The organism is Parapedobacter sp. (assembly GCF_035556095.1).
GTDB lineage: Bacteria > Bacteroidota > Bacteroidia > Sphingobacteriales > Sphingobacteriaceae > Parapedobacter.
The window spans coordinates 316825-334647 of the sequence record NZ_DATMFT010000018.1 but is presented as its reverse complement, the minus strand read 5'-3'; the positions used below and the strand labels follow the sequence as shown (position 1 = coordinate 334647).

Below are 17823 nucleotides of genomic sequence, written 5' to 3'. Positions count from 1 at the left end.
CTCCTCAATTAAACTTAATAAATTAGACTTTACCATTCTGTGCTACAAAACAAACTAAAAACACAGATTGATTCTACTTATCGCCCGTCGTTAGACGGCTTCATTACCAATTAATACAAAAGGAGGAAGTTATGATGATTATTTATCGAAAACGCTTCGACGAGTCGACAGTGAAGCGTCTGGTGTTGTTAACCGCCACACTATTTCTGCTATTCCCCATCCTGGCATCGGCGCAGCAAGAACTTACCGTACGCGGCCGAGTCACGGAATCGGGTGGCGACATGGGGATTGCTGACGTAACCGTGCAGGTAAAGGGAACCGACCATGCCGGGCGCACCGATGAGAACGGTGCCTATGTATTGCAAAACGTCCCGCCAGATGCGATTCTCGTCTTTTCATCCGTGGGGTATAATTCGTTGGAAGTAGCCGTCCAGAATCGTGAAAATGTAGACGCTGCCCTTACGGTGGCTGTGGCCGATTTGGATGAGGTGGTGGTAGTGGGTTATGGCACCATGCGGAAACGTGACCTTACCGGTGCGGTTTCACAATTGAATGCCGCGAAAATCGAAAATGAAGCACCTACCCAACTTACCGACGCACTTCGTGGAAATATCGCGGGTCTGAACGTGGGGTTCAGCGCCCGGGCGAAAGGTGGTGGAAGCTTACAGATCCGCGGACGGACTTCGCTCAACGCCGGCACGAGCCCGCTCATCGTGCTCGATGGTGCCATATATGCAGGGGCATGGGAGGATATCAATCCGTCCGATATTGAATCGGTAGACGTGTTAAAAGATGCGAGCGCCGCTGCGGTCTTTGGTGCCAAGTCTGCATCGGGAGTCATCCTTGTTACCACTAAAAAGGGAAAAGAAGGTAAGCCACTCATCAATTATAATAGCACGTTCGGCCTGGCCTCCATGGCCATTCATGAAAAGGTGTATGAAGGGCAGGCATTTGTGGATTGGAGGTCTGATGTATTCAAAAGCATCAATGCCAATGCTGAGCCTTATCGTTTTGACGATCCGAGGAATCTTCCGCCGGATGTCAGTGTGGAAGAGTGGATGGCCTACGACGGTTCGACCGGTGACCCCGTGCGCACCTGGCTACGGCGGCTTAATCTCCAACCAAATGAAGTGGATAACTATATGGAAGGCCGGAGCGTCAACTGGTACGACCAAGTATTTCAGCATGGTTTTCGCCAAGACCATAACCTCAGCGTGTCTGGAAAAAATAAGGATGTCGCTTATTATCTAGGGGCGGGTTATCTCGACAACGAGGGGATTATCACGGGTGACCGGTTCAAGACGTTGCGTACCCGTGCTAACATCGAAGCGAATATCACGGATTATCTTGCCGTAGGGATGAATTTGCAGGCGACATCGCGCAATGAAAGTGCGATTGCCCACGATTGGGCACAAATCCAGAACCTCTCGCCGTGGGGTACCCAATACGATGAAGATGGTCAACTCACGTGGCGACCGAATAACGAAGCGTCTGGCGGTGTCAATCCCGGATATGCGGCCTTCCATACCAGTCGCCTAGACCGGACCAATACGTTGAACGGTACAATTTTTGGCCGACTGAAGCTGCCGTTTGGCATTACGTTTACCACCAACTTTACGCCGCAGTTGCGTCTCTACGAGCGGTATAATCACGAAAAGTCCAGCCATGCGGAATGGGCCGCCTTTGGGGGCCGCGCATCGCGGCGGCAGCAAGAAACCTACTATTGGCAAATCGACAACATCCTGAAATGGGAAAAAGAATTTGCCGATATACACCGCTTCGATGTGACTTTACTGGCCAATGCGGAGAAGTTCCAACGGTGGGACAATACCATGACCAATGAAAATTTCGAGCCGAATGACGATCGGGGCTTCCACGGTATTGACGGCGGGATTAAACCCGTACTCAGCAGCAATGATACCTACAGCACCGGTGACGCGCTGATGGCGCGATTGGTGTATTCATTAAAAAACCGCTACATTTTGACCGGTACGTATCGTCGCGACGGGTATTCGGCATTCGGGCAAAGGCACCCCCGAGCCAACTTCGGCTCCCTCGCCCTGGGCTGGACATTTACCGAAGAACCGTTCTTTAATAGCGACTGGTTTAATTTTGGTAAGCTCAGGCTGTCATGGGGAAGTAACGGTAACCGCGACGTGGGGGATGACCGCGACATGTATATTGCCCTGTCAGACTTAACCACCGGGAAATACCTATATGTACTGCCGGATGGTACCGTCATCCAGGCCAGTCAGCTTTGGGTAAACCGCATGCAGAATCCGAATTTCCGATGGGAGCGCAATACATCCTATAATCTGGGGCTTGACTTTGGCTTGTTCAACAATCGGATTGATGGAAACCTGGAATTCTATCAGATGAATTCGACCGACCTGCTGGTGCTGCGCAGCTTGCCAAACGTTTCCGGATTCGATAATGTGATGGACAACCTCGGCGAAGTGCGGAACCGGGGCTTCGAAATAACCCTGAATTCGCTTAACATCGACCGGCAAAATTTCTCTTGGCGGAGCACCGTGCTGTTTCAGATAAACCGGAATGAGATTCAACACATCTATCGAAATTATGGCGAGGATGGCAGGGAACTCGATGATGTGCAGAACCGCTGGTTCATTGGTCATGCCATCGATGCCATATGGGACTGGAAAGCGTTGGGCGTTTACCAGTTGGGCCAAGAGGAAATAGCCGACCGCTATGGATTGCGTCCCGGAGATTATCACCTGGAAGATGTCAACGACGACGGGCTTTACAGCAATGAAGACCGGCAGTTCTTGGGTTTCACCGAGCCTCGTTTCCGTTGGTCATTCCGCAATGAGTTCAGGTTTCTCGAGCATTTTAGTGCGTCGATATCGATGTATTCCTTATGGGGGCATCAATCCAGTTATAATTGGGTGAAGAGCCGCAACGGATTCCCGGATCGGATGAATAGTTATGTGAACCCGTACTGGACGCCCGAGAATCAGTCGACCGAATGGGCACGGATTAACTCCAACGAGGGCAGTGCCACCGGTTTTAATGTCTATCGTAAACGCTCTTTCATCCGTATAGACAACGTGTCACTAGCCTATAATGTTCCCAACACCCTGCTAAGCCGGTATCGTATCCAGGGACTCCGATTGTTTGCCAACGTACGCAACGCAGCCATGTGGGCGCCCGATTGGGAGTTTTGGGATCCTGAATGGGATCCGGACCAAGGCGTAGGCCCTACTCCCCGATTTTTCAACATTGGCGTAGACTTGACACTATAATCGATTAGCTGGAAAATTAACTATGAATGTCATGAAAACAATAATAAATAAGAGCATATATGTCGCCCTCGTTGCCCTGGTAATCGCCGGCTGCAAGCGTGAGTTTTTAGCACCCAAACCTCTTTCTATCTATACGCCCGACGAGACGTTCCAAACGGCGGATGCGTTGTGGGCCACCCTGGTGGCGTGCGAGAAGAATTTGAGGTACGAATATGTAGGGGATGCCGCCCCCTTGATTTCCGAACTGATTTTCTCGGAAGTAGCCGTGGAGGGGACTACCGATAAACCGGGCCCGGCACAGGATTTGAACCAGGCCATCACACCTGACGCGGAATTGAACCATACTGACTATAACAAGATCGGTTGGTACTGGCTGGAAGGTTATCGCGGCATCCGGTACGCCAATACGGCCATCCAATATATCGATGTGCCGCAGGATTACGCCTCAGAAGAGGAGAAAAACCACCTGTTGGGAGCTGCTTATTTCCACCGGGCGCTGCGCTATTATCGATTGGTGCACCAATTCGGTGACGTGCCAGCCGTTTTCTTTATGCCAACGGAGCCTAAACTCGATTTTTACAGTACAAAACGGGAAGTCATCTTGCAACGCTTAAAAGAAGACTTGGAGTTTGCGCAGGAATGGGTGCCTGACGATGTGAACAAAGGGCAAGTAACCAAAGGTGCAGTAAGCCATTTGCTAACCAAGGTTAACCTGGCACTGGGTTTATTTGATGACGCCATTCAGTCGGCCAATAATGTGATTGACGGAGGTAGGTATAAACTGATGACCCAACGGTTCGGGGTAGATCAAAACGACCCCGAGCGCAATGTGATCTGGGATTTGCACCGACCGGAAAATAAATCGTTAGCCTCGAATACAGAAGCCCTGATGTTGGTCATTGATAAGGTTAATATGGACGGTAACCACGACGGGGGTATCCAATTGATGCGTAATGCGGTGCCGTATTGGCATGCAGCGGGAATCATCACACCTACCGGGAGCCGGGGGACTTCCGATTTAGCGACCGCGGAAATACCGCTGGTGGCGCAGGTGGGCCGCGGTATTGGTCGCCTGCGGCCAACCTGGTACAGCCAGCAAGGCATATGGGGTGACGATGGGGATCTTCGCCACGCACCCGGCAATTGGATGGATATGGAAGATTTGGTCTATAATGCGCCGGCATTGAAGGAGGACAATGACCCGTACTATGGTAAGCACCTGCAGCTCCGGAATGACCAAGGCACGATATTGTCCAACGATACCATCCGGCAGTGGTTTAGTTGGCCGCACTACAAGTTGTTTATTGAAGATCCAACCCGGGTGCAACCTGCGGGCGGCAATACCGATTGGTATGTATTCCGGTTGGCCGACACGTACCTGTTGCGGGCGGAAGCCTACGTATGGAAAGGCGATTTGCCGAGCGCGGCTGCCGACATCCATGCTGTCCGCGCGCGAGCGAATGCAGGGCCCATTGATGCCGCTGACGTGAATATGGGGACGGTACTGGATGAACGTGCGCGGGAGTTGTACTATGAAGAACCCCGCAAAACCGAGCTTACGCGCATCGCTTATATTTATGCGCAAACGGGTATCGCGGCAGATAACGGGAAGACCTACAGCTTGACCAACTTTTCCGATGACAATTTCATGTATGACCGTGTTATCGCTAAAAGTGATTTCTATAATAAGGGCGTTATGACAAATTTTGGCACAACTTACCGTATGAGCCCCTATCATGTACTGTGGCCCATTCCAATCAGCGCGATCAATGGTAATCCCGAAGGTGTCATTAATCAGAATAAAGGGTATATTGGCTATGAAAAGAATGTGGAACCGCTTGACCACGTGCTTGAAGAGCAGGGTGCCCAAGAGTAGGTAAAATTGATTTCTAAAAATAATTGTATAATAAAAAACAAATGCTGATATTTGCAAACCCTTTGCAAAAAGGCGTTTAATAATATATAACAGCATACCATCATGTCAAGAGTTTGTGATTTAACAGGAAAAGGTGCGATGAATGGGTACAACGTTTCCAATTCAAATGCGAAGACGAAGCGTAAGTTTTACCCTAACCTGCAGACCAAGCGGTTCTTCATTCCTGAAGAAAACCGTTGGATTACCCTGAAAGTATCCACCTCGGCGATAAAGACCATCAACAAAAACGGCATCACTGCCGTGATCAACAAGTTTATCAAGAAGGGATACGTCTAAAGAACCATCCGCACCGGTAGGGCGGGCGATAATACAACGAAGCAATGGCAAAAAAAGGAAATAGGGTACAGGTCATTCTGGAATGTACTGAACACAAAGAAAGCGGTCAACCGGGGATGTCGCGTTACATCACCACAAAAAACAAGAAGAACACCACCGAACGTCTTGAATTGAAAAAATTCAATCCGGTGTTGCGCCGCGTTACCGTTCACAAAGAGATTAAGTAATCCGCAGTTGCTTTCAGCAGCAATTTGCATAATGAATAAAAAGAGATGGCAAAGAAAGCAGTAGCATCACTCAAAACGGGCAAAGGCAAAGACTACACCAAAGTTATCACTGCCGTTAGGTCTCCGAAAACAGGTGCATATACCTTTAAGGAACTGATTGCGCACAACGACCACATCAAGGATGCCGTAGAGGCAGCCAAAGAAGCCGTTGTAGAAGCAGCTGCAGAGTAATTTCTGTAGATACCATTATTGCGAAAAGCCGTTTCGGGAAACTACCGGAAGGGCTTTTTTGTTATGTTTGCAATTAGTGAGCTTATTAAAGAAGCTCAGTGATAACTAACTATGGGATTATTCGATTTTTTCAAGAAAAAGCAGGAAACACCCGAGGCCCAAGAAGCCCTCGATAAGGGACTCGAGAAAACCAAAGAAGGGTTTTTGTCTAAGATTACCAAGGCAGTGGTGGGCAAATCTACCGTGGATGACGACGTACTCGATGAACTGGAAGAAGTGCTCGTTACCTCGGATGTAGGTGTAACCACCACGCTCAAAATCATCGAACGCATCGAAGCCCGTGTGGCACGCGACAAGTACATCAACACATCGGAGCTCAACGCCCTCCTGCGCGATGAAATCCAAGCGTTGCTTGCCGAAAACAACAGCGCAGATTTCGAACATTTTGAATATGGCGAGCACAAGCCCTATGTCATCATGGTCGTGGGCGTCAATGGGGTGGGTAAGACAACCACCATCGGTAAATTGGCCCATCAGCTCAAACAAGCGGGCAACAGCGTGGTGTTGGGTGCCGCCGATACGTTCCGGGCAGCAGCCGTAGAACAGATTAAGCTGTGGGGCGAGCGCGTGGGCGTGCGCGTGGTGGCACAAGCCATGGGGTCAGACCCCGCCTCCGTGGCGTACGATACCGTCAAATCGGCCGTAGCCAATGGCGACGATGTAGCCATCATCGACACCGCCGGCAGGCTGCACAATAAAGTAGCGCTGATGAATGAGCTGACCAAAATCAAGCAGGTGATGCAGAAGATCGTACCGGGCGCGCCCCACGAAATCCTACTCGTGCTTGACGCGTCGACCGGTCAGAATGCCATCGAGCAGTGCAAACAGTTCACCCAGGCTACCGATGTCAACGCGCTGGCGCTCACCAAGCTCGACGGTACCGCCAAGGGCGGCGTAGTCATCGGTATATCCGACCAATTCAAGATACCGGTCAAATACATCGGCGTGGGCGAAAAGGTGGACGACCTCCAGCTGTTCAACAAAAAGGAATTTGTCGACTCCCTATTCAAATGATCCCAGCGCACGATGGAGCCTGCGCGATCAGCGCGTTACGTAAAAAATACATGCCGAATGAACACAAAACCTAGCAAGGTAACAAACAACCTCCGGAAACCCCGTGTAAACGTGGTGACGTTGGGCTGTTCCAAAAATATACACGACAGCGAAGTGCTGATGGGCCAACTGCGGGGCAACGATATGCCTGTGGTACATGAGTCGGCCGACGTGCAGACCGATGATATCGTGGTCATTAATACCTGTGGGTTCATCGATAACGCCAAGCAGGAGTCGATCGATACCATCCTGCAATACAGTGCGCTTAAAGATGCGGGCAAGGTGGGTAAGGTCATCGTTACCGGCTGCTTGTCAGAGCGCTATAAACCCGAATTGCAAAGCGAAATCCCCAACGTAGACGCCTACTTCGGCACGCATGATTTGCAGGACCTCCTTGGTGCCGTGGGGGCGGATTACAAGCACGAGCTGATTGGCGAGCGCTTGCTTACCACACCGTCGCATTTCGCCTATTTCAAAATTGCCGAGGGCTGCAACCGCCCTTGCTCGTTCTGTGCCATTCCGCTGATGCGCGGCAAGCACGTGTCTACGCCCATGGAAGCCTTGGTGAAAGAGGCCCAACTGTTGGCCAAAAACGGCACCAAGGAGCTCATCCTCATTGCACAAGACCTTACCTACTATGGGCTCGACCTGTATGGTAAGCGAAACCTTGCGGACCTGCTGCGCCGCCTGTCGGACGTAGAAGGTATCGAATGGATACGACTGCAATATGCCTACCCGTCGGGTTTCCCGATGGATGTCCTCGATGCCATGAACGAGCGTGCCAATATCTGCAATTACCTCGATATGCCCCTTCAGCACATTAGCGATCCCATGCTCAAATCCATGCGGCGGGGCATCACCAAACAGAAGACAATCGACCTGGTAGCGGCGATCCGCGACCAAGTACCGGGCATTGCGCTGCGCACCACGCTCATCTGCGGGTACCCCGGCGAAACCGAGCGGGATTTCGAGGAACTCCAGCAATGGGTAGCCGATACGCGGTTCGACCGCCTCGGTTGCTTTACCTACTCGCACGAAGAGAAGACCCATGCCCATACCCTGATAGACGATGTGCCCGAAGAAACAAAAGCTGCCCGCGTGGAACAAATCATGGACATCCAGCAGGGTATCTCGTTCGACATCAACCAGCAGAAAGTAGGGACTACCTACAAGGTATTGGTTGATAAAGTAGAGGGCGACTATTTCATTGGGCGCACTGCGTACGATTCGCCCGAGGTAGACAACGAGGTACTTATCCCGGCAGTGGGGAATTACCTTTCACTCGGCCATTTTGCTAACGTACGCATCGATAAGGCCGAAGATTTCGACCTGTATGGAACGATTGTCAAATAATCGTTATCCGTCGCGGTTTTTGCGTGCAACACCTATCTTTGTTTACTGATGAAGGCCACCTATATAGATTACAAAGATACCAACAGCTTTTCCAAAATATTGCTGGCGTATTTAGCGAATGCGTCGTCCCTGGCCCCCTTCGCCGGAAACAGGCCGACGATCGACGGGTTTGCCCGGCAACTGGAAAGCAAAACCGGCAAAACCGACCGTACCGGATTGGTGCACGTATTGCGGCATCAATACGGCGAGTTATTGCAAGAACAGCCGGCTGTTGCCGCCAACATCGACGCGCTGGCAGACGAACGCACGTTTACCGTGACTACCGGCCACCAACTCAATATCTTTACCGGGCCGCTGTACTTCATCTTTAAGATAGCCACCACCATACGCCTTGCGCGCGACCTTAAGGCGGCCTTCCCCGAATACCATTTTGTGCCTGTATATTGGATGGCCACCGAAGACCACGATTTTGCCGAGATCAACCATACGCGCCTCCACGGCAAGAAAATCGGGTGGGATATCCCTGCGGCAGGTGCCACGGGACGGGTGAAGACGGCGACGATGGGCGATACGGTACACGAATACCAGCGTACGCTCGGCCTGTCGGACAACTCATCCAAACTGGCCGCTTTGGTCAAAGCGGCCTACCTGCAGCACGATAACTTGGCGGATGCCACCAGGTGTTTGGTCGACGGTCTGTTCGGGGCCCACGGCCTCGTAATCATCGACGCGGACGATGTGGCGCTCAAACAACGCTTTGCGCCCTTCATCGAGCAGGATATCCTTGGAGGTCACAGCTACAAGGCTATCCAACAAACTTCGGATGCCCTGCTAGCGGCTGGCTTTGCCAGTCAGGTTCATGCCCGCGAAATCAACTTTTTCTACCTCACCGACGCATTCCGCGAGCGGATCGTCCAGTTGGATGACGGCCGGTTTGAAGTGCTCAACCAAAGGATTTATTTTTCCGAAGCGGAACTTAAGATCGAAATACAACGGCACCCCGAGCGTTTCAGTCCCAACGTGGTCATGCGCCCGCTGTACCAGGAATTGATATTGCCAAACCTGGCCTACATCGGAGGTGGTGCCGAAATTGCCTATTGGTTGCAGCTGAAATCGGTTTTCGAACATTATGGTGTCGATTTCCCGATCTTGGTGCCCCGCAACTCGGCGATGATCACGGACGACAACATGTCTGTGAAGGTGCTCCGGCTCAACCTCACCTTCCGAAGTATTTTCAAAGACACTGAAGAGCTCAAAAAGGAGTATGTGCGCCGCCATACCAAACACCGGCTCACACTCAACGACGAGTGGATGGAACTCAACGCCATCTTTAGCAAGCTGCGGCTGCGTGCCCATAAAATCGATCCGAGCTTGGGCCCCAGCACCGATGCGGTGAAAGCACGGTTAAAAAAGGCCATCCACAATCTGGAAAAAAAGCTACTCCGGGCCGATAAGCGCAACCACGACGACGCATTGATTCAGATCGACCGCATCAAGGAGAAACTTTTCCCGGGTGGGGTGTTGCAGGAACGTTCGGAAAATATGGGACCACTGTACGTACGCTACGGCGACCGCCTTATCGATGAGCTCATCCAGCATTTCAACCCGTTGGATTTCAAATTCACCATTATTTATTGAACCGGTTTTATCCGTTCGCTCACGCGTGTTTGGGTGGTGGTGTCTCTGCCGACTAGTTCAAAATACATAATGTTCGGATTGAGTGCGCTGCCGCCTTCAATGCGTACAAAAATACGCTCTAACACCGCTTCCCGGCGATCGATAGTGGTATAGACCCTGTAGGTTTTGCTCTTTTCGCAATAGGCAAGCCGCAGCGGATGATCCTCATAGGCGGCCAACCGCAGTTCGATAGCGTCATCGCCCAGCTTTTTGTGGGTAATGCCGTATGCCATGCTGCGCTGCACGAAATTCAAGTTCTTGCGCGTGCCCCCTTCGGCATAACGAATCCAATAGATGTTTACGGGCTTGTCGGCATCAACCACACCATCAACGGTGTTGAGTTGGTAAATCACGGTGTTGTCATCCGGATCTCGCTGGAGATAGAACAATTGGTTTGGTTCGTTGGGTACGGGGAGGGTGTCAGCCTCTGCTTTTTTGGCCGATTGTCGCTCCTGGGCGGCGAGTGTAAACCCCGCTAAAAAGAGTACCATACACAAGCCGCACCTTGCGCCTCCACGGAGGTACAGGTCGTGAAAAGCATACGGATGGAAAAGCGGGTATACCAGCATCAATGGCCTCCTTTTCCCAAACTTAGCTAAAATCTCTGTGATTTGCAATATTTATCGTGTTGCCGAACCATGCCCCTTCGGAGAATAATTCGTAAATTAGCCGTTGGATGACAGCGAGATTCCATTAAAACAACGATTATATGACCACACTGTCCATTCGTACCCTACTGTTATCGATCATTGTCCTGATGACTGCAGCCGCCAGCGCACAAGTACCGCCGGCCCGGCAGAAACCCAATATCGTCATCGTCTTTACCGATGACCAAGGTTACCAGGATGTCGGTGCATTCGGCTCGCCGGACATCCAGACGCCACACCTCGACCGGATGGCTGCGGAAGGGGTGAAGTTTACCAATTTCCATGCGGCACAGGCCGTTTGTTCCGCCTCCCGTGCCGCTTTGCTCACGGGATGTTATCCCAATAGGGTCGGTATCCATGGCGCGCTCGACCATACGGCTAAACACGGCCTTCACCCCGACGAGATGACCATCGCCGAAGTACTCAAACCATTGGGCTACCATACGGCGGCCATCGGCAAATGGCACCTCGGCCACCACACGCCGTTCCTCCCCACGCGGCAGGGGTTTGATGAATTTTTCGGCCTCCCTTATTCCAACGACATGTGGCCCCATCATCCCGAAAATAAAAATTACTATCCGCCGTTGCCCCTATATGAAAACGAACGGATCATCGATACGGTCGACGACCAGCACTTGCTCACCACCCAGTATACCGAGCGGGCGGTTGATTTCATCAAAAGGCATAAAGACCAACCCTTTTTCCTCTACCTCGCCCACAGCATGCCCCACGTACCGTTGGCGGTGTCCGATAAATTCAAGGGCCAATCCGAAAGGGGATTGTATGGCGATGTCATCATGGAAATCGATTGGTCCGTCGGACAGGTTTTGGAGGCCCTTGAGCAATATGGCTTGGATGAGCGTACCTTGGTGATCTTTGCTTCAGACAACGGTCCGTGGCTTTCCTATGGTGGGCACAGTGGCGAGGCCGTCCCGCTGCGCGAGGGCAAAGGCACCTCGTGGGAAGGCGGTATCCGCGTGCCCTGCATCATGCGCTGGCCCGGCCAGCTGCCGGCCGGCAAGGTACAGGCCGAACCGGCCATGACCATCGACGTGTTGCCCACCATCGCGTGGATTACCGGCGCGGAGCTTCCCCGCCGTCATATCGATGGGCTCGACATTGGGCAACTCATGCAGGTGGCAGATGGGGCAAAAACGCCGCATGAAGCCTACTACGTCTATTTTAATCGCAACGAGCTGCAGGCGGTCATCATGGGTGAATGGAAGCTTTACCTACCCCATGCTTACCGGACCATCAAGCCGGGGCAGCCCCACCGCGACGACGGCATTCCCATCAAATACGAGATGACCGCTATCGAAACGCCCGAACTATACCACCTTGGCAACGACATCAGCGAGCGCACCGATGTGGCCGCTGACCATCCGCGGGTGGTCGAGACGATGCTCCGCTTGGCCGAAAAGGCCCGCGCGGATATGGGCGATGCGCTCACTGGCGTACCCGGCAAGAACCTGCGGCAACCTGGCAGGGTGGATGATTGAAATAATCTATTAATTTACTTAAATAGCAATCCAATGAACCCGATGATGACAAACACACTAGCCTCGTTGGCGGCCGCGAGCTTCGCTTGGTCGTGCGCTTCAACCCTTCCTGCCAAATCTGGAATGGAAACCAGCTATTTTCTTGATGTTACGGCTACCCACGTGCCGCAAGATCCGGAAGCCCATATTCTGGAAGTGGCTTTCGCCGACGTGGACGGCGACGGTGACCTGGATGTGATCGCAGCGCTTGAAGGGGATGAAAACCGACTGTATATCAATGATGGTAGCGGCGTGCTTAGCTGGAAGCGGGGCGTATTCAAAGCAGCCAAGCACGATACCGAGCATGTGCGCGCAGTCGACTTCGATGGCGATGGGCATATAGACGTTGTGTTTGTGGCCGAAGACGACCAGACCCATGAGTATTACCTCGGCAATGGCGATGGTACCTTCCGCGACGTGAGCGACCGCCTGCTGGGGATGAGTGAAGGCAACGGCCTCGATGTGGGCGATGTGGACGGCGATGGGCGGCCGGATATCGTGGTGGGTAACTCGGGAAGTGAGGGCCAAAATTTCCTGTGGATAAACGACTCGTTGCGTCCGGGTTATTTCATCGACCGCACCGCCCGAAATCTGCCGCAGGTTAACGATGCCACGCAAAGCATCAAGCTGGCCGACCTCAACAGCGATGGCCATCTGGATATGGTGGTGGGCAACGAAGTGCCACCCAATCGCCTGCTCATCAATGATGGCAGCGGCGGGTTTACCGAGCATGCCGACCAACTCGACTTGCCCGAACCGCTCGAGACGCGCGAAGCACTGGTGTTCGACGTTGACGGCGATGGCGATCTGGATATTGTTTTTGCCAACATCACCAGCAATGCCGGCAAGTGGGACAAAAACCCGCAGGCCCGCATCCTGATCAACGATGGCCAAGCGCGGTTTACCGATGAAACGGCACAGCGTATGCCTGCTTATGAATTCTCTACCTACTCGGCGCGCGAGATCGATTTCGATCATGATGGCCATATCGATCTGTTGCTGAGCGCCGTAGCTGTGCCCGGCTTTTCCGAAGAGCGCCTACGTGCTTTCCGCAACGATGGCACCGGCCACTTCACCGATGTAACCGAGGAGGCTCTCCCGCCCTCAGTGATAGGCCGCAATTGGAACATCACCGTGGGCGACCTCAATGGCGATGGCATTGCCGATGCATTCGTCGGCGGATGGGGCTCGCAAGGGCGCCTGTTGTTGGGTAAGGCGGATGAGGATACCCTATATTTGAAGAAACCAACAGATTAGCTCGTTTGGGCATGGACGAGTTCCTGATAGACCAGTAAAGCGACCGGCAGCAAGTGGGTTGACAGCGGGTCTTCACCATTGCTGGCCCTCCTGGCATTGGGAAAAGTTATGTTGTAGCGCGACTGCATCGTGTATGAATTGATAAAGTTAATATTGATAGTTATCTTTATATGATATGGAACTGATTTTAAAATCGAACAATAAGTCTAAATTGGATAAGATTTTAGCCCTGGCGAGCGAATTGGGAATCAGCGTGGAAAAAAAGGGAGAACGGGAAAGGAAACAGGCGGTGGTACCTCGAGGTAAGTCAGTGGCTGCAACTGTATTGTTGGAAAGCTTTGGCAAGGGCTCAGGTTTTCCTACTATCGACGAGGTGCGTTCGAAAGCTTGGCTTTCTTCATGGTGATTTTTGATACGAACATCCTCATTGAACTTTACCGCGGAGATGAAAAAACGCATACTACGGCCTGCCCCTTTTATCACTGAATAAAAAAGATTTTCAGTATTTCCCAGCAATCAAACTACTTTAATTTATACGTATACCCCAACGCCATAGCTGCGTTGAGTATTGCACAAAACAGCAAGTTCGCACATATGTTTAGCTAATTTATTTAGTATATTTGTGCAATGGATACGATACAAAACCCCGAGTATTTTAAGGGAAGGGGCGCCCAGGTCAATACGCACAATAAATTCGCTGCTCAGCGGTACGTCGCCGAACACATTGAGGGACTCGATGAAGAGTTCCTCGAAAACTCGAATACCCAACTCATCGAAGAAAATCCCAAGAAAATCATCAGTGTCAACGACAGCCCCGATCTCCGCATGGGCTATTCCATGAATCCCTACCAAGGCTGTGAGCATGGCTGCATTTACTGCTATGCCCGCAATGCACACGAATATTGGGGTTACAGTGCCGGGCTCGATTTCGAGCGAAAAATCATCGTCAAGCGTAATGCCGCCACCGTGCTTGAGCGGCAATTCAATGCCCGCAGCTACAAGCCGCAGCCCATCATGCTTTCCGGCAATACCGATTGCTACCAACCCGTTGAACGCAAACTCGGCATCACCCGGGCTATCCTGCAGGTGCTGTTGCGCTACCGCCACCCGGTGTCCATCATCAGTAAAAACAACCTCATTCTGCGCGATTTGGACATCCTCTCGCAACTGGCCGGCCTCGGTCTCGTCCACGTAGCCATTTCGCTCAACTCGCTAGACGAATCGTTGCGGCAAAAAATGGAGCCGCGCACGGTTACGGCCAAGGGTCGGCTCAACGTCATCCAGCGGCTAAGCGACGCGGGCATCCCCGTGATGGTGATGTGTGCACCCATCATCCCCGGCCTCAACAGCAACGAAGTGCCGCAGGTCATCGAAGCGGCGGCGCATCATGGCGCAAGTGGGGCGGGATACACCATCGTGCGGCTCAACGGGGCTATCGGCGAGCTGTTTACCGACTGGGTGCACAAGGCCTATCCCGACCGGGCAGAAAAAGTGCTCCACGGCATCGCCGCCTGCCATGGTGGGAAGCTCAACGACAGCCGTTGGGGCACCCGCATGAAAGGGGAAGGGCACGAGGCCGAAAGCATCCGGCAACTGTTCAAGCTCAGCGTGAGGCAGTACCTCGGCGACCGCAGCCTGCCCCAACTCCGACTGGATTTATTTGCGCCCAAAGGCGGAAAGCAATTGGATTTATTTTGACCCAATTGTTTGATGCGTCACGATCGCTCGGACGTGGTAAACGGATTATTTTTCTTATTTTCGGCGGCTGAGCCCGACGAGATGAACCCGATAGGTTCCTTCCCGCCTAAGGTGGGACAAATATTGACAACTAACAGGCAAGCATACACAGATGAAAGAATATCTGATCCAAACACCGGTAGCCAGCATCATTTTCGCCTTTACCATCGTTACCAGTATCTATACGTTTTCAAACCACCACCTCTTCGGTCGGTTTATGCTCCACCCGCACAGTGTTAGCCGTGGGCGCCACGTCTATACGCTCTTCACCAGCGGTCTTATCCACAAAGATTGGGGGCATTTGCTGTTTAACATGCTCACGTTTTATTTCTTCGGCTTCGCGCTCGAATCCATATTGGTCAGCCTGAGTCCCTGGGGCCACCTGCACTTCGCCCTGCTGTATATCCTCGGCCTCGTGCTGAGCGATGTGCGTACCGTATTCAAAGAGCGCAATAACCCCAACTACTACAGTCTAGGCGCATCGGGTGCCATCAGTGCTGTACTGTTTAGCTTCATCCTGTTCCAGCCCAAAACCATGTTGGGTATCTTCTTCGTCATCCCCATGCCTGCGTGGTTGTTTGCTTTCCTGTATCTGGGTTACTGCGTTTGGGCATCGCGCAATGCGCGCGACGGCATTAACCACGATGCGCACTTTTACGGCGCAGTCTTCGGATTGGTGTTCACCATCGTACTGTACCCGGATATTATCGCTTATTTCATCAACCAGTTCTCGTAATAAGCTTAGTGTTTTTGTAACACCCTTTAATGCACTTTTAATCAATCGGTTGTAATCGATTTGACAAAATAAATCTGCAAATGTCGACAGGCAATATTGATTTTATGCGATTAATATTTACATTAGCGGCGTTTATAAACTTAATTATATTGGAAGCGCAATGAACACCTTGGCAACATCAGATTATATCGTTTTTCTCTGTTATTTCGTTATTATCGCCGGTTATGGTCTTTGGATCTATTACCGTAAGAGGTCAAAAGAGCTCAATACCAAGGATTATTTTCTGGCGGAAGGATCGCTGACCTGGTGGGCCATCGGGGCATCGCTGATTGCATCCAATATTTCCGCCGAGCAGTTCATCGGTATGAGTGGCGACGGTTTCAAGCTCGGGCTGGCCATCGCTGCATACGAATGGCTCGCGGCCGCTACGCTGATCATTGTAGCCGTTTTCTTTATACCGGTATACCTCAAGAATAAGATTTATACCATGCCGCAATTCCTCAACCAGCGGTACAACGGTACGGTGAGTACGATCATGGCGGTCTTTTGGCTGTTGTTATACGTCGTGGTCAACCTCACATCCATCCTTTTCCTGGGCGCCCTGGCCGTGTCGGCCATATCCGATATCAATTTTACCGTCTGTATGTATGGCATCGCCATCTTCGCGATTTTCATCACATTGGGCGGTATGAAAGTCATCGGTTACACCGATGTTATCCAGGTACTGGTGCTCATACTCGGTGGTCTTGCCACCACCTACTTGGCACTGAATATGGTTTCCGACCATTACGGCAGTACTGGGGCGCTTAGCGGCTTGGGCCTGCTGCATGAGCATGCGCCGTCGCACTTTGACATGATTTTTGACAAAACGCAGGAACACTACATCAGCCTGCCCGGGTTGTCTATCCTTATTGGCGGTATGTGGATTGTCAACCTCAATTACTGGGGCTGCAACCAGTACATCACCCAGCGCGCATTGGGCGCCGACCTCAAGACGGCGCGCAACGGTATTCTGTTCGCTGCCTTCCTTAAGATGCTCATGCCCGTTATTGTGGTATTGCCGGGCATTGCGGCTTACGTCCTTTACCAAGAAGGGTTCTTTCAGCAGGAAATGCTTGAGGCAGGTGCTGTCCGTCCCGACAAGGCATACCCCGTGTTGCTCAATCTGCTACCTGTAGGGTTGAAGGGGTTGGCTTTCGCCGCGCTCACCGCAGCCGTGGTGGCTTCGCTCGCGGGTAAGTCGAATAGCATTGCCACGATCTTCTCGTTAGACATCTACAAAAAGATATTCAATAAAGAGGCGAGCGAACGGCAGTTGGTCAATATCGGTAAAATCACCATTGTTGTCACCATGATTTTGGCCGTCATCATCGCGCCCCATTTGGGTATCGAAAAGGGCGGATTCCAATATATCCAAGAATACACCGGCTTTGTATCGCCGGGTATTTTTGCCATGTTCATTCTCGGATTCTTTTGGAGGAAAGCGACGTCCAATGCAGCGTTGTTTGCTACCATTGGTGGCTTTGCCCTGTCGGTGGTCTTGAAATTTCTACCCGAGTGGGCAGACCTCTCCTCGCTCTATACAGTTGGTTTTGCCGTACCGAACGCCGCAGGTATCTACGAAATACCGTTTATCGACCGTATGGGAATCGTGTTCGTATTTTGTATCGTGGGCATGTTGCTCATCAGCATCATCGAGAACAAGCGTGGCGTAGTACCCAAAGGACTTGAAGTGGACCGCAGCATGTTCAAGGTGCACCCCGGTTTCCTCGCGGGCACGGTAATCATCATTGGCCTGCTGGTGGCCATCTATACCATATTCTGGTAACCGG

Annotated in this window: 15 protein-coding genes; 14 read left to right on the top strand and 1 reads right to left on the bottom strand. The window is 51.9% G+C overall.

Annotated features, from left to right (window positions below; genetic code table 11):
* Positions 1 to 131: 131 nt before the first annotated feature.
* The 8 genes from VNQ80_RS09835 to bshC all read left to right on the top strand — a co-directional run bounded on the left by VNQ80_RS09835 (position 132) and on the right by bshC (position 10037).
* Complete coding sequence (locus tag VNQ80_RS09835) at positions 132 to 3263, top strand: SusC/RagA family TonB-linked outer membrane protein (RefSeq protein WP_325637986.1); 3132 nt, start codon at positions 132 to 134, stop codon at positions 3261 to 3263.
* Positions 3264 to 3294: 31 nt separating this feature from the next.
* Positions 3295 to 5139: a RagB/SusD family nutrient uptake outer membrane protein gene (locus tag VNQ80_RS09830; RefSeq protein ID WP_325637984.1), complete on the top strand. Its 1845-nt coding sequence runs from the start codon at positions 3295 to 3297 to the stop codon at positions 5137 to 5139.
* A gap of 102 nt (positions 5140 to 5241) precedes the next feature.
* Positions 5242 to 5475 (top strand): 50S ribosomal protein L28, encoded by a 234-nt coding sequence (gene rpmB / locus VNQ80_RS09825; RefSeq protein ID WP_188507788.1) that lies wholly within the window; start codon positions 5242 to 5244, stop codon positions 5473 to 5475.
* A 44-nt stretch (positions 5476 to 5519) separates the two neighbouring features.
* The gene (gene rpmG, locus VNQ80_RS09820; RefSeq protein WP_257658623.1) at positions 5520 to 5702 is read left to right on the top strand and encodes a 50S ribosomal protein L33; all 183 of its coding nucleotides are present in this window, start codon (positions 5520 to 5522) and stop codon (positions 5700 to 5702) included.
* 45 nt (positions 5703 to 5747) lie between these two features.
* The gene (locus VNQ80_RS09815; protein ID WP_325637977.1) at positions 5748 to 5933 is read left to right on the top strand and encodes a DUF4295 domain-containing protein; all 186 of its coding nucleotides are present in this window, start codon (positions 5748 to 5750) and stop codon (positions 5931 to 5933) included.
* Positions 5934 to 6044: 111 nt separating this feature from the next.
* On the top strand, positions 6045 to 7007 hold the full coding sequence (gene ftsY / locus VNQ80_RS09810) for a signal recognition particle-docking protein FtsY (RefSeq protein WP_325637975.1): 963 nt from the start codon (positions 6045 to 6047) through the stop codon (positions 7005 to 7007).
* A 57-nt stretch (positions 7008 to 7064) separates the two neighbouring features.
* Positions 7065 to 8399 (top strand): 30S ribosomal protein S12 methylthiotransferase RimO, encoded by a 1335-nt coding sequence (gene rimO / locus VNQ80_RS09805; RefSeq protein WP_325637973.1) that lies wholly within the window; start codon positions 7065 to 7067, stop codon positions 8397 to 8399.
* Positions 8400 to 8447: 48 nt separating this feature from the next.
* On the top strand, positions 8448 to 10037 hold the full coding sequence (gene bshC, locus VNQ80_RS09800) for a bacillithiol biosynthesis cysteine-adding enzyme BshC (protein ID WP_325637971.1): 1590 nt from the start codon (positions 8448 to 8450) through the stop codon (positions 10035 to 10037).
* Here bshC and VNQ80_RS09795 read toward each other — a convergent pair.
* Positions 10031 to 10645: a DUF4833 domain-containing protein gene (locus VNQ80_RS09795; protein ID WP_325637969.1), complete on the bottom strand. Its 615-nt coding sequence runs from the start codon at positions 10643 to 10645 to the stop codon at positions 10031 to 10033. The two genes, bshC and VNQ80_RS09795, sit on opposite strands and share 7 nt — an antisense overlap.
* A gap of 140 nt (positions 10646 to 10785) precedes the next feature.
* Here VNQ80_RS09795 and VNQ80_RS09790 point away from each other — a divergent pair, with 140 nt between their 5' ends.
* From VNQ80_RS09790 to VNQ80_RS09765, 6 genes are all read left to right on the top strand, one after another.
* Complete coding sequence (locus VNQ80_RS09790) at positions 10786 to 12222, top strand: sulfatase (RefSeq protein WP_325637967.1); 1437 nt, start codon at positions 10786 to 10788, stop codon at positions 12220 to 12222.
* A 33-nt stretch (positions 12223 to 12255) separates the two neighbouring features.
* Positions 12256 to 13518, top strand: coding sequence for a VCBS repeat-containing protein (locus tag VNQ80_RS09785; protein ID WP_325637965.1), 1263 nt, complete (start codon positions 12256 to 12258; stop codon positions 13516 to 13518).
* Positions 13519 to 13693: 175 nt separating this feature from the next.
* Positions 13694 to 13924, top strand: coding sequence for a hypothetical protein (locus VNQ80_RS09780; protein ID WP_325637963.1), 231 nt, complete (start codon positions 13694 to 13696; stop codon positions 13922 to 13924).
* A 221-nt stretch (positions 13925 to 14145) separates the two neighbouring features.
* The gene (locus VNQ80_RS09775; protein ID WP_325637961.1) at positions 14146 to 15216 is read left to right on the top strand and encodes a PA0069 family radical SAM protein; all 1071 of its coding nucleotides are present in this window, start codon (positions 14146 to 14148) and stop codon (positions 15214 to 15216) included.
* 151 nt (positions 15217 to 15367) lie between these two features.
* Positions 15368 to 15991, top strand: coding sequence for a rhomboid family intramembrane serine protease (locus VNQ80_RS09770; protein WP_325637959.1), 624 nt, complete (start codon positions 15368 to 15370; stop codon positions 15989 to 15991).
* 160 nt (positions 15992 to 16151) lie between these two features.
* Positions 16152 to 17819 carry a sodium/sugar symporter gene (locus tag VNQ80_RS09765; protein ID WP_325637957.1) on the top strand — a complete coding sequence of 556 codons (1668 nt, stop codon included), beginning with the start codon at positions 16152 to 16154 and terminating at the stop codon, positions 17817 to 17819.
* The last annotated feature ends 4 nt before the right edge of the window (positions 17820 to 17823 follow it).

Bases quoted from the DNA above. Each gene is read 5' to 3' on its own strand.
- VNQ80_RS09830 (WP_325637984.1), top strand. From the start codon at position 3,295: ATGAAAACAATAATAAATAAGAGCATATATGTCGCCCTCGTTGCCCTG.
- ftsY (WP_325637975.1), top strand. From the start codon at position 6,045: ATGGGATTATTCGATTTTTTCAAGAAAAAGCAGGAAACACCCGAGGCC.
- VNQ80_RS09765 (WP_325637957.1), top strand. From the start codon at position 16,152: ATGAACACCTTGGCAACATCAGATTATATCGTTTTTCTCTGTTATTTC.
- rpmB (WP_188507788.1), top strand. From the start codon at position 5,242: ATGTCAAGAGTTTGTGATTTAACAGGAAAAGGTGCGATGAATGGGTAC.
- bshC (WP_325637971.1), top strand. From the start codon at position 8,448: ATGAAGGCCACCTATATAGATTACAAAGATACCAACAGCTTTTCCAAA.
- VNQ80_RS09835 (WP_325637986.1), top strand. From the start codon at position 132: ATGATGATTATTTATCGAAAACGCTTCGACGAGTCGACAGTGAAGCGT.
- VNQ80_RS09790 (WP_325637967.1), top strand. From the start codon at position 10,786: ATGACCACACTGTCCATTCGTACCCTACTGTTATCGATCATTGTCCTG.
- VNQ80_RS09775 (WP_325637961.1), top strand. From the start codon at position 14,146: ATGGATACGATACAAAACCCCGAGTATTTTAAGGGAAGGGGCGCCCAG.
- VNQ80_RS09770 (WP_325637959.1), top strand. From the start codon at position 15,368: ATGAAAGAATATCTGATCCAAACACCGGTAGCCAGCATCATTTTCGCC.
- rimO (WP_325637973.1), top strand. From the start codon at position 7,065: ATGAACACAAAACCTAGCAAGGTAACAAACAACCTCCGGAAACCCCGT.
- rpmG (WP_257658623.1), top strand. From the start codon at position 5,520: ATGGCAAAAAAAGGAAATAGGGTACAGGTCATTCTGGAATGTACTGAA.
- VNQ80_RS09785 (WP_325637965.1), top strand. From the start codon at position 12,256: ATGAACCCGATGATGACAAACACACTAGCCTCGTTGGCGGCCGCGAGC.
- VNQ80_RS09795 (WP_325637969.1), bottom strand. From the start codon at position 10,645: ATGCTGGTATACCCGCTTTTCCATCCGTATGCTTTTCACGACCTGTAC.
- VNQ80_RS09780 (WP_325637963.1), top strand. From the start codon at position 13,694: ATGGAACTGATTTTAAAATCGAACAATAAGTCTAAATTGGATAAGATT.
- VNQ80_RS09815 (WP_325637977.1), top strand. From the start codon at position 5,748: ATGGCAAAGAAAGCAGTAGCATCACTCAAAACGGGCAAAGGCAAAGAC.